This window comes from Janthinobacterium lividum, assembly GCF_011601275.1.
Lineage (GTDB): Bacteria > Pseudomonadota > Gammaproteobacteria > Burkholderiales > Burkholderiaceae_D > Janthinobacterium > Janthinobacterium lividum_E.
Map to the genome: position 1 here is coordinate 132623 of NZ_JAAOLY010000007.1, position 13585 is coordinate 146207.

A 13585-nucleotide genomic window follows, 5' to 3' on the forward strand; every position below is an offset into this window, starting at 1 on the left:
CACGCGATGGCCGGCAGCTTCAATGTAGTGATTCAGCAGTATCCTCTTTTAGCGCGGGCGCCCCTGGGTTTGCCCGCGTATTTTTTTGGGCGCTGCCGCCGCTTGTCATCCCCCTGATCATTCCGGCATTTATCAGATAAACTACCCTGCATCGCACCGCATCGCTCCCGACCCACCCAGACGCAGCATCCATGAACCTCAAAAATCTCGCCAAAACGCTAGGAATATCCGAAACCACCGTCAGCCGCGCCTTGAATGGCTATCCGGAAGTGAGCGAACGCACGCGCGAACGTGTGCTGGCAGCAGCGCAAGCGGCCGGCTACCGTCCCAATCCCATGGCGCGCAGCCTGGCCGTCGGACGCACGAATATCGTCGGCATCATCTACCCGCTGATGCCGAACGACCTGGCCGACCCGATGTTCATCGACATCGTGGGCGGCATGTCGGAAGCGCTGGAAGCGCAGCAGATGGACATGATGATCGCGCCCGCGTCGGCCACCAACGAATTCCACACCTACGAACGCATGGTCAAGGGGCGCCGCATCGATGGCCTGATCGTCGGGCGCACGAAACCGTTCGACGAGCGCATCGCCTACCTGGCGCAGCAGGGCATGCCGTTTGTCGCGCACGGCCGCACGCAGCTGAACCAGCCGCATGCGTGGTTCGACTACGACAACGAGGCCGGCATGCGCCTGGCCGTCGAGCGCCTGGCGCAGCTGGGCCACCAGCGCATCGGCCTGATCAGCGCCACGCCGGACCTGAACTTTGTGCGCCAGCGCGTCGAGAGTTTCCAGCACGCCATGCAGGCGGGCGGCCTGGCCGTCGACCCGGACAACCTGGTCGACAATGCCCACGACCGCCGCGCCGGCTACCAGGCCATGCAGCGCCTGCTGGCCCGCTCGCCCCGCCCTACCGCCGTCATCGTCGACAATCACATGTCGGGTGTGGGCGCCGTGCGCGCCCTGCTCGACGCGGGCATCAGCATCGGCCGCGAGATGTCGCTGATCGTCTGGGGCGTAATGGAAGATTCCCTGGCCGGCCACAACGTCACCACCGTCGTCCAGCCCGACCCGCGCGGCGCCGGCGCGAAAATGATCAACATGCTGCTGGCCCAGATGGATGGCACGCCCGTCACCGATTTGCAGGAATTGTGGCCATGCGAACTGTTGCCGGGCGAGTCGGCGGGACCCGTGCCGAACTAGGCATTTTCCGCCTCCCTGCGCCGCCGGCCGCCTGGCCAGCGGCGCCATCTTGTTATCCTGAATCACCCTCATAAAAAAATCGTATGTCTGGCGCGTGTATCGCTTTACTTTTCAAAGCGCTTTGAACTATACTCAATTCATAATCAAAGCGCTTTGAATTTTAAAATAAGACGTTCGCCTACCAACCAGCAGCGCCGCCCTGATAGCCAAGGCTACAGGCAACTTTTAAGAAATCATTCATGCCGACCATCCAGAACAATCTCGCCCACCTGCCCGCCGACTGGTGGCGCAGCGCCGTCATCTACCAAGTCTATCCACGCAGCTTCCTCGACAGCAATGGCGACGGCATCGGCGACTTGCCCGGCATTACCTCCAAGCTCGATTACATCGCCGCCCTGGGCGCCGACATCGTGTGGATCTCGCCCTTCTTTACGTCGCCGATGAAAGACTTCGGCTATGACGTGGCCGATTTCTGCGACGTCGATCCCATGTTTGGTACTTTGGCCGACTTCGACCGCCTCGTGGCCCGCGCCCATGAACTGGGCTTGAAAGTGATGATCGACCAGGTGCTGTCGCACTCGTCCGACAACCATCCGTGGTTCGTGGAAAGCCGCTCCAGCCGCGACAATCCCAAGGCCGACTGGTATGTATGGGCCGACCAGAAACCGGATGGCACGGCGCCGAACAACTGGCTGTCCGTGTTCGGCGGTTCCGCGTGGCAATGGGAGCCGCGCCGCGGCCAGTATTACCTGCATGATTTCCTCGTCAGCCAGCCCGACCTGAACTTCCATAATCCTGCCGTGCAGCAGGCGCAGCTGGACAACCTGCGTTTCTGGCTCGAGCGCGGTGTCGACGGCTTCCGCTTCGATTCCTGCAACTTCCCGTATCACGACCAACTGCTGCGCGACAATCCGCCAGCCGCGCAGCGCGACGCGAGCAGCGTGTCGGCCATCAACCCGTACGGCATGCAAGCGCACGTGTACGACAAGACGCAGCCGGAAAACATCGCCTACCTGCAGCGCGTGCGCGCCGTGCTCGATGGATACCAGGCCGTTTCCATCGGCGAAGTGGGCGACGACAATGCGCTGGCCACCATGGCGGCCTACACGGGCGCCGACAAGCTGCACATGGCCTACAGTTTCAACTTGCTGACGGCGGAGTTTTCCGCCGCGCATATCCGCAAGCAAGTGGAAGAGTTCGAAGCGCAAGTGGCCGACGGCTGGGCTTCCTGGTCCGTGGGCAACCACGACAGCGTGCGCGTCATGACGCGCTGGGGTGGCGAGAACCCGTCACCGTCGCTGGCCAAGGTGGTGCTGGCCGTGCAGGCCGCGCTGAAAGGCACGCCGTGCCTGTACCAGGGCGACGAGCTGGCCCTGACGGAAGCGGACATTCCTTTCGAGGCGCTGCAAGACCCGTACGGCATCCCGTTCTGGCCCCAGTTCAAGGGCCGCGACGGCTGCCGCACGCCGATGCCGTGGGTGGCGGAAGCACCGCATGGCGGCTTCAGCACTACCACGCCTTGGCTGCCCGTGCCGCCCGAGCACCTGGAGCGCGCCGTCGACGTGGAGGAGCACGATAGCGGCTCGGCGCTGCGCTTTGCCCAGAACATCCTCGCCTGGCGCCGCACCCTGCCGCAATTGCTGCGCGGCGACATCAGTTTCTTCGATGCGCCGGAACCCGTGCTGGCCCTGCGCCGCGATCTGCCGGGACACCCGTCCGTGCTGGCCGCCTTCAACCTGGGCACGCAAGCGGTCAGTTTCGCCTGGCCCGACGCGGCGCCGGCGGCCGAGCTGGCCGGTCACGGCTTGCCAGGCAGCAAAGATGGCCAGCAGATCACCCTGCCCCCGCATGGCGGCTGGTTCGGCACCCTGGCATAAATCGCAGGCTTTGGCGGCCATGCCGCCAATTACAATAACGAGCCCCGCGCATCAGCGGGGACGAATTGACACAGTGAGGACGACATGGCAGGACTGAAATTAGCAGGGCTGAAAAAGGCATATGGCGACGTGCAAACCCTGCACGGCATCGACCTGGAGATCGCCGACGGCGAATTCATGGTGTTCGTGGGCCCGTCGGGTTGCGGCAAATCCACCTTGCTGCGCAGCATATGCGGCCTGGAGGAAATCAGCGGCGGCGACTTGTTCATCGGCAAGACCCGCATGAACGACGTGCCGCCCGCCAAACGCGGCATCGCCATGGTATTCCAGAGCTACGCCCTGTATCCGCACATGAGCGTGGCGCAGAACATGGCCTTCGGCCTCAAATTGGCCGGCATGAGCAAGGTGCAGATCGCCGACGCCGTGCAGCGCGCCGCGCAGATCCTGCGCATCGAGCCTTTGCTGGAACGCAAACCGAAGGACTTGTCCGGCGGCCAGCGCCAGCGCGTGGCCATCGGCCGCGCCATCGTGCGCAAGCCCGACGTCTTCCTGTTCGACGAACCGCTGTCCAACCTGGACGCATCGCTGCGCGTGCAGATGCGCATCGAACTGGCGAATTTGCACCGCGAATTGCGCTCGACCATGATTTACGTCACGCATGACCAAGTCGAAGCGATGACCCTGGCCGACCGCATCGTCGTCCTCAACGCGGGCCGCATCGAGCAAGTAGGCGCGCCACTGGAGCTGTACCACCATCCCGCCAACCTGTTCGTGGCCGGCTTCCTCGGTTCGCCCCGCATGAATTTCCTCAAGGGCAAGATCCACAGCTACACGGACGGCGTGGCGACCATCGCCACCAACGCGGGCGGCATGCTGCAAGCCGTGCTGACGCAGTCATTGGCCAGCGGCACTCCCGTGACCGTCGGCGCGCGCCCGGAACACGTGCAAGCGTGCGCGCCCGGCGCCACGGCCGCCATCACGGCCACCGTGCAGGCGGTGGAAAAACTGGGCGACATCAGCTATCTGTATGTGCACGTGCCGGGCGGCGACGAGCCGCTGGTGGTGCGCGCCGATGCGGAAACGGACTGGGCCATTGGCCAATCCGTGGCGCTGCAGGTGGCGCCCGCCCGCGTCCACGTGTTCGACGAGCATGGCCAGACCCGTACCTGACACCCGGCTTTAAGGGGCCAGGCGCTACAGGCGCCGCCTGGCCTGGTTGTATCGTTCTAGCCTTGATACTCAACATAAACTTAGCATAAAAAAAGATACTGGAGATTGACATGTCCTTCACGCACCCGAAACGCAGCTTCATCAAAACTACCCTGATCGCCGCCGCTCTGGCCGGCATCGGCAACCTGGCCGCCGTCAGCATCGCGAACGCGGCCGAAGCAGGCACCCTGCTGATCTGGATCAATGGCGACAAAGGCTACAAGGGTCTGGCCAAGGTCGGCGAAGAGTTCACCAAGAAGACGGGCATCAAGGTCGTCGTCGAGCATCCGGAAGATGCGCCGAACAAATTCCAGCAAGCGGCGGCCGCCGGCAAGGGCCCGGACATCTGGATCTGGCCGCATGACCGCATCGGCACCTGGATCGACGCCGGCTTGCTGCAACCATTGACGCCAAGCAAGGAAGCGCGCGCCGCCATCCTGCCGCTGGCCTGGAACGCCTTCACGGTAAGCGGCAAGACCTGGGGCTACCCGATCTCCATCGAAGCCGTCGCCCTCGTCTACAACAAGGACCTGGTGCCGACGCCGCCAAAAACCTTCGAGGAAATCGCCGCGCTGGACAAGAAATTGTCCGCCCAGGGTAAAAAGGCCATCCTGTGGGATTACACGAACACCTATTTCACGTGGCCATTGCTGGGCGCGGGCGGCGGCTTCCCGTTTGAAGTCAAGTCCGACGGCCGCTACGATGCAGCGAAAACCGGCGTGAACAATGCCGGTTCGCAAGCGGGCGTGAATGCGCTGATGACCCTGATCAACAGCGGCGCCATGCCGAAGGGCGCCGGCTACGCGGAAATGGAAGCGGGCTTCAACCAGGGCAAGATCGCCATGATGATCAACGGCCCATGGTCGTGGGACAATGCGCGCAAGTCGAAAATCAACTTCGGCGTGGCAACGATCCCTACCGTTGCCGGCAAGACGGCCACGCCATTCGTGGGCGTGCTGGGCGCGATGATTTCCAAGGCCAGCCCGAACAAGGACCTGGCCACGGAATTCCTGGAAAACCAGATGCTGCAGATCAATGGCCTGAAAACCATCAACGCCGACGTCCCGCTGGGCACGCCAGCCAACAAGGTGCTGTTCGCGGAACTGAAGGCCAATCCGAACATCCAGGCGACGATGGAAAGCGCGCAAGCGGGCCGCCCGATGCCGAACAACCCGGAAATGGGCCGCTTCTGGTCGTCGATGCAATCGGCGCTGGAAAACATCACGCAAGGCCGCCAGACAACCAAGGATGGCCTGGATGCGGCGGCGAAGCGGATTACGACCGCCAATTAAAATTAGGTAGGTCGGATTAGCGGGGCCGCCGAGGCGCTTGCGCGTAATCCGACATGCACGCCAACAATGTTGTCGGATTACGGCCCTTTGGGCCTAATCCGACCTACGTATCATTACAGGTATCCATCGTGCGCAAGTTTATCGGCCCTACGGTATTGACCATCAGCATGGCGCTGGGTCTGTATCTGCTCTTCATGTTGTACATTTCCGGCCAGACCATGCTGGCCGCCGTTTTCCTCGGCTTGCTGACCCTGACGACGTTTGTCTTCACGTCGCCGCGCGCCTATGCCTACCGTTACCTGTTTCCCGGCATCACGGCGGTGATCGTCTTCGTGCTGCTGCCGATGGTGTACACGGTGTCGATCGGCTTTACCAATTTCAGTTCGCGCAACCTGCTCACCTACGAGCGGGCCACGCAATATTTGCTCGACGAAACGCAGCGGGTGGAAAGCGCCGGCTATGCCATGACCGTGCATGCCGACAACAAGGAATACCGCTTGCGCCTGGAAAGCCCGGACACGGGCGAAGTGCTGCTGACGCAGCCACTGGCCCTCAAGCGCGCCGTGCCCCTGAACGTGGAGGTGGCGCCAATCGATCCCGTGCAGGCGCCCGTGCTGACAGCACCGCTGGGCATCAAGGACATCATCGCCCTGCAAAAGGATTTGAAGCTGCTCACCCTCGTGCTGCCGAACAAGATCGAACTGCGCATGGTGGGCTTGCGCGAATTCGGCCCTGTCGCACACGTCTACAAGCAACTGCCGGACAAGACCCTGAAGAAAATCGCCACGGGCGAACTGGTCACGCCGAACTTCAAGACGGGCTTCTATGAAATGCCGGACGGCACCAAACTGGAACCAGGTTTCAAAGTGAACGTGGGTTTTGCCAACTTCGTCAAGATTTTCTCCGACGAAGCGTTCCGCGGCCCCTTCCTGCGCATTTTTGTCTGGACCATCGTTTTCGCCCTGATCAGCGTGGCCACCACGACGGGTCTGGGCATGGTGCTGGCCGTGCTCCTGAACTGGGATGCGCTGCGCTTCCGCGGCCTGTACCGCACCCTGCTGTTCCTGCCGTACGCCGTGCCGGGCTTTATTTCCATCCTCGTCTTCAAGGGTCTGTTCAACAATAACTTTGGCGAGATCAACCTCGTGCTCGACGCCCTGTTCGGCATCAAGCCCGCCTGGTTCTCGGACACCACGCTGGCCAAGGCCATGATTTTGATCGTCAATACTTGGCTCGGCTACCCTTACATGATGGTGGTGTGCATGGGCTTGATCAAGGCAATTCCGTCGGACCTGTACGAAGCCTCGGCCCTGGCCGGCGCGGGACCGCTGACGAATTTCTTCAAGATCACCCTGCCCCTGATCATCAAGCCGCTCACGCCGCTGATGGTGGCCAGCCTCGGTTTCAACTTCAACAATTTCGTGCTGATCAGCTTGTTGACGGGCGGGCGTCCCGATTTCCTCGACACTACCTTGCCGGCCGGCACGACGGACTTGCTCGTGTCCTACACCTACCGCATCGCGTTCGAGGATTCCGGCCAGAACTTTGGCCTGGCCGCCGCCATCTCGACCCTGATCTTCTTCCTCGTGGCCGCGATTTCGCTGGTCAACATGCGCCTGACGCGCATGAACAAAGCATAAAGGACAGCCATGGCTATCGTTGTCGATCGTTCCAACCGCTGGCGCATCCTGGCGGCCCACGTCGCCGTGATCGCGCTGATCGCGCTGGTGATGTTTCCCTTCCTGATGATCTTGTCGATCTCCCTGCGGCCCGGCAATTTCGCCTCGGGCAGTCTGATCCCGCCCGAGATCAGCTTCGAGCACTGGCGATTGGCGCTGGGCATGTCCTACCAGGCGCCCAACGGCGCACTCGTCGAGCCGGACTTCCCCGTGCTGCTGTGGCTATGGAATTCCATCAAGGTGGCCAGCATGAGCGCCACCGTCACCGTGCTGCTGTCGACCACTTGCGCCTATGCATTCGCGCGCATGCAGTTCCGCTTCAAGTCGCAGACGCTGTCCGCGCTGATGCTGCTGCAAATGTTCCCCGCCGTGCTGGCCCTGGTGGCCATCTACGCCATCTTCGACGTGCTCGGCAGCTACGTGCCATGGCTGGGCATCGACCACCACGGCAGCCTGGTGCTGGCCTACACGGGCGGCATCGCCCTGCACATCTGGACCATCAAGGGCTACTACCAAACCATCCCCGTGGAGATCGAGGAAGCGGCCAAGGTCGACGGCGCCACGCAATGGCAAGCCTTCGTCTACGTGCTGCTGCCGATGACGGTGCCCATCCTGATGGTGGTCTTCCTGTTGTCGTTCATCGGCGCCATCATCGAGTACCCGATCGCTTCCGTGCTGCTGCATGAACAGAACAACCTGACCCTGGCCGTCGGCTCGAAGCTGTTCCTGTACGAGCAAAAATACCTGTGGGGCGACTTCGCCGCGGCAGCCATCTTGTCCGGCCTGCCCATCACGGCCGTGTTCCTGCTGGCGCAAAAATGGATGATCTCCGGCTTGACCGCCGGCGGCGTGAAAGGCTGACATGAAGACCGTGCTGACCGCCCTCGCCGCTTTGCTCGTCAGCCTGCCGGCGCAGGCGGGCAGCTTCGCGGATAATCCCATCGTCTACTTCGCCGTGACGGACCGTTTCGCCAACGGCAATCCCGGCAACGACCACAGTTATGGCCGCGCCGCCGACCCGCAAGGCGGCGATGTCGGCAGCTTCCACGGCGGCGACCTCGCCGGCATCACGCAGCGGCTGAAAGCCGGCTATTTCAAGGAACTGGGCGTCAACGCCCTGTGGATCACGGCGCCGTACGAGCAGATACACGGCTGGGTGGTGGGCGGCAAGCAGCAATTCCAGCATTACGCCTACCACGGCTACTGGGCGCTCGACTACACGACGATGGACGCCAACATGGGCACGCGCGACGAGCTGCGCGAAATGATGGACACGGCCCACGCGCAAGGCATCCGCGTGCTGTTCGATGTGGTGCTGAACCACCCCGGCTATGCGGACCTGCGCACCCTGGCGCAGTACAAGGTGCCCGTGCTGTGGCCAGGCCATGAAAAGGCGAGCTTGCGCGACTATCACAGCTTCATCGACTACAACAACTTCGAATTCAAGCAATGGTGGGGGCCGGACTGGGTGCGCGCTGGCTTGCCCGGCTACCCGGACGGCGGCAAGGATGATTTCACCATGCAGCTGGCCTACCTGCCCGACTTCCGCACGGAAAGCGGCAAGGCCGTGGGCTTGCCGCCCATCCTGCAACGTAAAAGCGACACGCGCGCCGTGTCCCTGCCCGACACCACCGTGCGCGGCTACCTGGTGCATTGGCTGGCCGACTGGGTGCGCGAATTCGGCGTCGACGGTTTCAGGGCCGACACCGTCAAGCACGTTGAGCCGGCCAGCTGGCTGGCCCTGCGCGCCGCGGCCACCGACGCACTGAAAGACTGGAAGGCGCGCCACCCGCAGCAAAAAATCGACGATGCGCCGTTCTGGATGACGGGCGAAGCGTGGGGCCATGGCCCCGAGCGCAGCAGCTGGCATGACGCGGGCTTCGACTCGATGATCAATTTCGATTTCCAGAATCGCGCAAGCGGCGACTGGAAAAGCATCGACGGCGTGTACCGCCAGTACGCGGGCTTGCTGAATAAGAGCCCGGGCCCCCGCTACGACATCCTGTCGTATATCTCGTCGCACGACACCAGTTTGTTCCCGCGCGACCGGCTGAAACATGGCTTGTCCGCCCTGCTGCTGGCGCCAGGCGGCGTGCAGCTGTTCTACGGCGATGAAAGCGCGCGCCAGCCTGGCGCGGCGCCCATCGGCGACGAACAGCAGGCGACCCGCTCCGACATGAACTGGTCTTCGCTCGATGGGCCCACCCTGGCGCATGCGCGCAAGCTGGGACAGTTCCGGCTGCGCCACCCTGTCCTGGCGCGCGGAGAGCATCGTCTGATCGATGAAAAACCGTATGCGTTCGCCCGCGTGCTGGATGGCGACGCCATCATCGCCGTGCCCGAGGCGCAAGGCGTCATCGAACTGAAAGTGCACGGCGTGTTCGCCGACGGCGCCAGCCTGCGCGACGCTTACACCAATCAAACCTACATCGTTAAAAACAGCGCCGTCGCGGTGAACGCGGCCGGCACCGTCCTGTTAGAAAAGGCAGCACCATGAGCAGCTATGACATTTTAGTGGTCGGCGGCGCCGGCATCGACACGATCGTGCGCGTCCCCGACCTGCAACTGCCCGTCGCCGACTCCGTCCACGTGCCGCCCATCCGCGACTACGTGGCGCACACGGGCAATGGCGTGGCGCTCGGCTGCCACGCGCTGGGCTTGCGCTGCAAGTTCATCGACTTCATCGGCGACGATGCGCAAGGCGCGGCCATCCTGCAGCGCTATAAAGATGCCAGACTCGATTTCTCGCACATCGTCGAGCCATCTGGCACGCGGCGCAGCGTCAACCTCGTCGATCCGCAAGGACGCCGGCTGTCGCTGTACGACGGCCGCCATCCGGAAGACGTGCGCATGCCGGCCGCTTTTTATCTTCCCTACCTGGGACCGGCGCGCCACGCGCACTTTTCCATCATGGGCTGGGTGGCCGCGCTGTTTGACGATGCACTGACCTGCGGCACGACGGTGTCGACCGATCTGCACGACTGGGATGGCGTCAACCCGCACCACAAGGTGTTTGCGCTGCGCGCCGACCTGGTGTTTCTCAGCACCGCGGCACTCGGCGAGCGTCGGGACGACGTCATGCGTACGATTATTTCGGAAGGCCGCGCGCAAGCCGTCATCGCCATGGCGGGCGCGCACGGTGCCTACCTGCTGGAACGGGACAGTGCCTCGGTGCGCCACTATCCGACGGCGGGATTGACGCTGCCCGTGGTGGACACGAATGGCGCGGGCGACTCGTTCGTGGCCGCCTTCCTGCACGCCTGGCTGAATGACGCTGACCTGGACACCGCCATGCGCCGCGGCGCCATCGGCGGCGCGTTTGCCTGTGCCCAGCATGGCACACATGAACGGTTTATCGGGCTGGCAGAGCTGCATGACTTATATCAAGACCGCACTAGCTTATGACTTAATATTCTATCAAGCGTAGCAACGCGCTAATGGTCGCATGGCACAATGGCTGCGGATTTCACCACCGCATACCATCGACACCGGAGACCACATGAGAATCGAAACCCTGGCCGTGCACGCCGGCTACACCCCCGACCCGACCACCAAGGCGGCCGCCGTCCCCATCTACCAGACGGTGGCCTATGCCTTCGACAATGCCCAGCATGGCGCCGACCTGTTCGACCTCAAGGTGGCAGGCAATATCTACACGCGCATCATGAACCCCACGCAGGACGTGCTGGAAAAGCGCGTCGCGGCGCTGGAAGGCGGCGTGGCCGCGCTGGCCGTGGCATCGGGCATGGCGGCCATTACCTATGCGATCCAGACGATTGCCGAAGCGGGCGACAATTTCATCTCCGCCAGCCAGCTGTATGGCGGCACCTACAACCTGTTTGCCCACACCCTGCCGCAGATCGGCATCGAAGTGCGCTTTGCCGATGCGCGCCAGCCCGAGACCTTCGCCGCGCTGATCGATGCGCGCACCAAGGCCATCTTCTGCGAATCGATCGGCAACCCGCTGGGCAATGTCACGGATGTGGCCAAGCTGGCCGAGATCGCGCATGCGCATGGCATCCCGCTGATCGTCGATAACACGGTGCCGAGCCCCTATCTGTTCCGCCCCATCGAGCATGGCGCCGACATCGTCGTCCATTCGCTGACCAAATACCTGGGCGGCCACGGTACCACCGTGGGCGGCGCCATCGTCGACAGCGGGAAATTCCCGTGGTTTGATCACAAGGAGCGCTTCAAGCGCCTGAACGAGCCGGACGTGTCGTATCACGGCGTCGTCTACACGGAAGCGTTCGGCCCCGCCGCCTTTATCGGCCGCGCGCGCGTCGTCCCGCTGCGCAACATGGGCGCGGCGATTTCGCCCTTGAGCGCGTTCCAGCTGATCCAGGGCATCGAGACCTTGGCCCTGCGCATGGACCGCATCTGCGACAACACGCTGGCCCTGGCCAAGCACCTGAAACAGCATCCGAAAGTCGCGTGGGTCAATTACGCGGGCCTGGAAGACCACCCGGACCACGCGCTGGTGAAAAAATACATGCACGGCCGCGCCTCGGGCATCTTGTCCTTCGGCCTGAAGCTGTCCGCTGGTGAAGACCCGCGCGCGGCAGGCGCCCGCGTGCTCGACGCCCTGCAGCTGTTCACGCGCCTGGTCAACATCGGCGACGCCAAGTCGCTGGCTACGCACCCGGCGTCCACCACGCACCGCCAGCTCAATCCCGAAGAACTGGCCAAGGCGGGCGTGTCCGAAGACATGCTGCGCCTGTCCGTCGGCATCGAGCATATCGACGACTTGCGCGAAGACCTGGAGCAGGCCTTGAATGCCGCTTAAACGCTGGCTTTGACCCCATAGCGCGATGCCGGCTGGCCGCGCATCGCGCCCGCGAACAGGGCCAGGCGGGCCGCGTCAAAACGCTCCCACAAGGCCTGGTCTTCCACCGAAGGCAAAGTCACCAGCTCGCCCTGGTCCAGGCCCGCCAGCGCCGCATCGACGCAGTCTTCCGCGCGCATGATGGTGGCCTGGTCCAGCTGTGCCAGCGGCACGCCGCTCAATTCCCAGATTTCCGTGGCCGTCGATGCGGGCAGTACCAGCTGCACCGTGATGCCCGTGCCGGCCAGTTCCTGCTGCAAGCCGCGCGTGAAATTCATCACATAGCCCTTGGTGGCGCTGTAGATCGTGCTGACGGGCAGGATGTGGAAGGACAGCACGGAGCCGATGTTGATGATGGTGCCGCTGTTGCGCTGCTTGAACTGCGGCAGCACGGCATACGTCAGTTGCGCCAGCGCCGCCACGTTGACCTGGTCCATCGCGGCGATGCCCTCGCGCGGCGAGTCCACCACGGCGCCCAGGGTCGAGACGCCAGCATTGTTGACCAGCATGGTGATGGCCGGGTTGCCGGCCAGTTCTTCGGCCACGCGCTGCAGGTCGGCCGGTGCGGCCAGGTCGGCCGCCATGGCGCGCACGGCCACGCCATATTTTTTCGCCAGCGAGGCGGCCAAGGCGCCCAGGCGCTCGACCCGGCGCGCCACAAGGATCAAATCGAAGCCGCGCGCGGCCAGGCGGTCCGCATACACGGCGCCCAGGCCGGACGAAGCGCCGGTGATGAGGGCCGTGCCTTGGGTAGTAACTGCATTCATGATCATTCCTTCTTCAGTATGGGGTGGGTTGAGGCCATCAAACATGACAGACATCATGCTTCAACACATTACATATGACGGTCATCATGTTTAATGTGTTGAAGCATGACCAACATCATGTATGATGTCAACCATTATTTTTACATCGCGATCAGGAGCCTGCCATGCGTTATCCCGCCGAAGAAACCGCCGAAAAGCACCAGCGCATCCTGACGCAGGCGGCGCGGCTGTTCCGTGAAAAGGGTTACGACGGCGTCAGCGTGGGACAGATCATGCAGGCGACAGGACTCACGCACGGCCCCTTCTACAACCACTTCGCTTCGAAGGAAGCGCTGATGGCGGAAAGCACCCTGCACGGCTCGGAACATTCGCGCGTGGCGCTCGATGCGGCGACGATCAGCCCGGAAACCATGCGCCAGTACGTACGCGATTACGTGAGCGCGGCCCACCGCGATGCGCCCGGCGATGGCTGTCTGCTGGCGGCGCTGGCCGGCGACGCGCGCAAGCAGCCGGCCGTACGCCCCGCGTTTACTTTTCACCTGAAAGCCATCATCGGCAAGCTGGCCACGCATTTCCCGTGGCGGAAAAAACGCAACGCGCGGCAGGACGCCATCGTCATGCTGTCGGCCATGGTGGGCGCCGTGGCGCTGGCGCGCGCCGTCGATGATGAAGCGTTTTCGGACGAGATCCTGAAAGCCGTGAACACGGCTTTTACGACGTAGGTCGGATTAGCG

General features: G+C 63.1%; 11 protein-coding genes. 10 read left to right on the top strand and 1 reads right to left on the bottom strand.

Translation table 11 applies throughout. The features are described 5' to 3' along the window. Positions 1-191 precede the first annotated feature (191 nt). The 9 genes from GYK42_RS12895 to GYK42_RS12935 all read left to right on the top strand — a co-directional run bounded on the left by GYK42_RS12895 (position 192) and on the right by GYK42_RS12935 (position 12045). A complete protein-coding gene (locus tag GYK42_RS12895) occupies positions 192-1202 on the top strand; it encodes a substrate-binding domain-containing protein (RefSeq protein ID WP_058047929.1) in 1011 nt (336 codons plus the stop codon). A 239-nt stretch (positions 1203-1441) separates the two neighbouring features. Next, the gene (locus GYK42_RS12900; RefSeq protein WP_166447826.1) at positions 1442-3079 is read left to right on the top strand and encodes an alpha-amylase family glycosyl hydrolase; all 1638 of its coding nucleotides are present in this window, start codon (positions 1442-1444) and stop codon (positions 3077-3079) included. Positions 3080-3163: 84 nt separating this feature from the next. Then, a complete protein-coding gene (locus GYK42_RS12905; protein ID WP_166447827.1) occupies positions 3164-4249 on the top strand; it encodes an ABC transporter ATP-binding protein in 1086 nt (361 codons plus the stop codon). Between the two features lie 110 nt (positions 4250-4359). Next, positions 4360-5580 (top strand): maltose/maltodextrin ABC transporter substrate-binding protein MalE, encoded by a 1221-nt coding sequence (gene malE, locus GYK42_RS12910; RefSeq protein ID WP_205711385.1) that lies wholly within the window; start codon positions 4360-4362, stop codon positions 5578-5580. Between the two features lie 128 nt (positions 5581-5708). Then, entirely contained in the window at positions 5709-7220 is a 1512-nt protein-coding gene (gene malF / locus GYK42_RS12915) for a maltose ABC transporter permease MalF (protein WP_166447828.1), read from the top strand. A 9-nt stretch (positions 7221-7229) separates the two neighbouring features. Further along, positions 7230-8120 carry a maltose ABC transporter permease MalG gene (malG, locus tag GYK42_RS12920; protein ID WP_070218276.1) on the top strand — a complete coding sequence of 297 codons (891 nt, stop codon included), beginning with the start codon at positions 7230-7232 and terminating at the stop codon, positions 8118-8120. Position 8121: 1 nt separating this feature from the next. Next, positions 8122-9756 (top strand): alpha-amylase family glycosyl hydrolase, encoded by a 1635-nt coding sequence (locus tag GYK42_RS12925; protein ID WP_166447829.1) that lies wholly within the window; start codon positions 8122-8124, stop codon positions 9754-9756. Beyond that, positions 9753-10664, top strand: a complete 912-nt coding sequence (locus tag GYK42_RS12930) for a carbohydrate kinase family protein (protein ID WP_166447830.1) — start codon at positions 9753-9755, stop codon at positions 10662-10664. Before GYK42_RS12925 ends, GYK42_RS12930 begins: the two co-directional genes overlap by 4 nt. A gap of 94 nt (positions 10665-10758) precedes the next feature. Then, positions 10759-12045 (top strand): O-acetylhomoserine aminocarboxypropyltransferase/cysteine synthase family protein, encoded by a 1287-nt coding sequence (locus GYK42_RS12935; protein ID WP_166447831.1) that lies wholly within the window; start codon positions 10759-10761, stop codon positions 12043-12045. Here GYK42_RS12935 and GYK42_RS12940 read toward each other — a convergent pair. Beyond that, entirely contained in the window at positions 12042-12851 is an 810-nt protein-coding gene (locus tag GYK42_RS12940; protein WP_166447832.1) for an SDR family NAD(P)-dependent oxidoreductase, read from the bottom strand. The genes GYK42_RS12935 and GYK42_RS12940 overlap by 4 nt on opposite strands. 164 nt (positions 12852-13015) lie before the next feature. Here GYK42_RS12940 and GYK42_RS12945 point away from each other — a divergent pair, with 164 nt between their 5' ends. Further along, the gene (locus tag GYK42_RS12945) at positions 13016-13573 is read left to right on the top strand and encodes a TetR/AcrR family transcriptional regulator (RefSeq protein ID WP_166447833.1); all 558 of its coding nucleotides are present in this window, start codon (positions 13016-13018) and stop codon (positions 13571-13573) included. Positions 13574-13585: the final 12 nt, after the last annotated feature.

Bases quoted from the DNA above. Each gene is read 5' to 3' on its own strand.
- GYK42_RS12895 (WP_058047929.1), top strand. From the start codon at position 192: ATGAACCTCAAAAATCTCGCCAAAACGCTAGGAATATCCGAAACCACC.
- GYK42_RS12900 (WP_166447826.1), top strand. From the start codon at position 1,442: ATGCCGACCATCCAGAACAATCTCGCCCACCTGCCCGCCGACTGGTGG.
- GYK42_RS12905 (WP_166447827.1), top strand. From the start codon at position 3,164: ATGGCAGGACTGAAATTAGCAGGGCTGAAAAAGGCATATGGCGACGTG.
- malE (WP_205711385.1), top strand. From the start codon at position 4,360: ATGTCCTTCACGCACCCGAAACGCAGCTTCATCAAAACTACCCTGATC.
- malG (WP_070218276.1), top strand. From the start codon at position 7,230: ATGGCTATCGTTGTCGATCGTTCCAACCGCTGGCGCATCCTGGCGGCC.
- GYK42_RS12925 (WP_166447829.1), top strand. From the start codon at position 8,122: ATGAAGACCGTGCTGACCGCCCTCGCCGCTTTGCTCGTCAGCCTGCCG.
- GYK42_RS12930 (WP_166447830.1), top strand. From the start codon at position 9,753: ATGAGCAGCTATGACATTTTAGTGGTCGGCGGCGCCGGCATCGACACG.
- GYK42_RS12935 (WP_166447831.1), top strand. From the start codon at position 10,759: ATGAGAATCGAAACCCTGGCCGTGCACGCCGGCTACACCCCCGACCCG.
- GYK42_RS12940 (WP_166447832.1), bottom strand. From the start codon at position 12,851: ATGAATGCAGTTACTACCCAAGGCACGGCCCTCATCACCGGCGCTTCG.
- GYK42_RS12945 (WP_166447833.1), top strand. From the start codon at position 13,016: ATGCGTTATCCCGCCGAAGAAACCGCCGAAAAGCACCAGCGCATCCTG.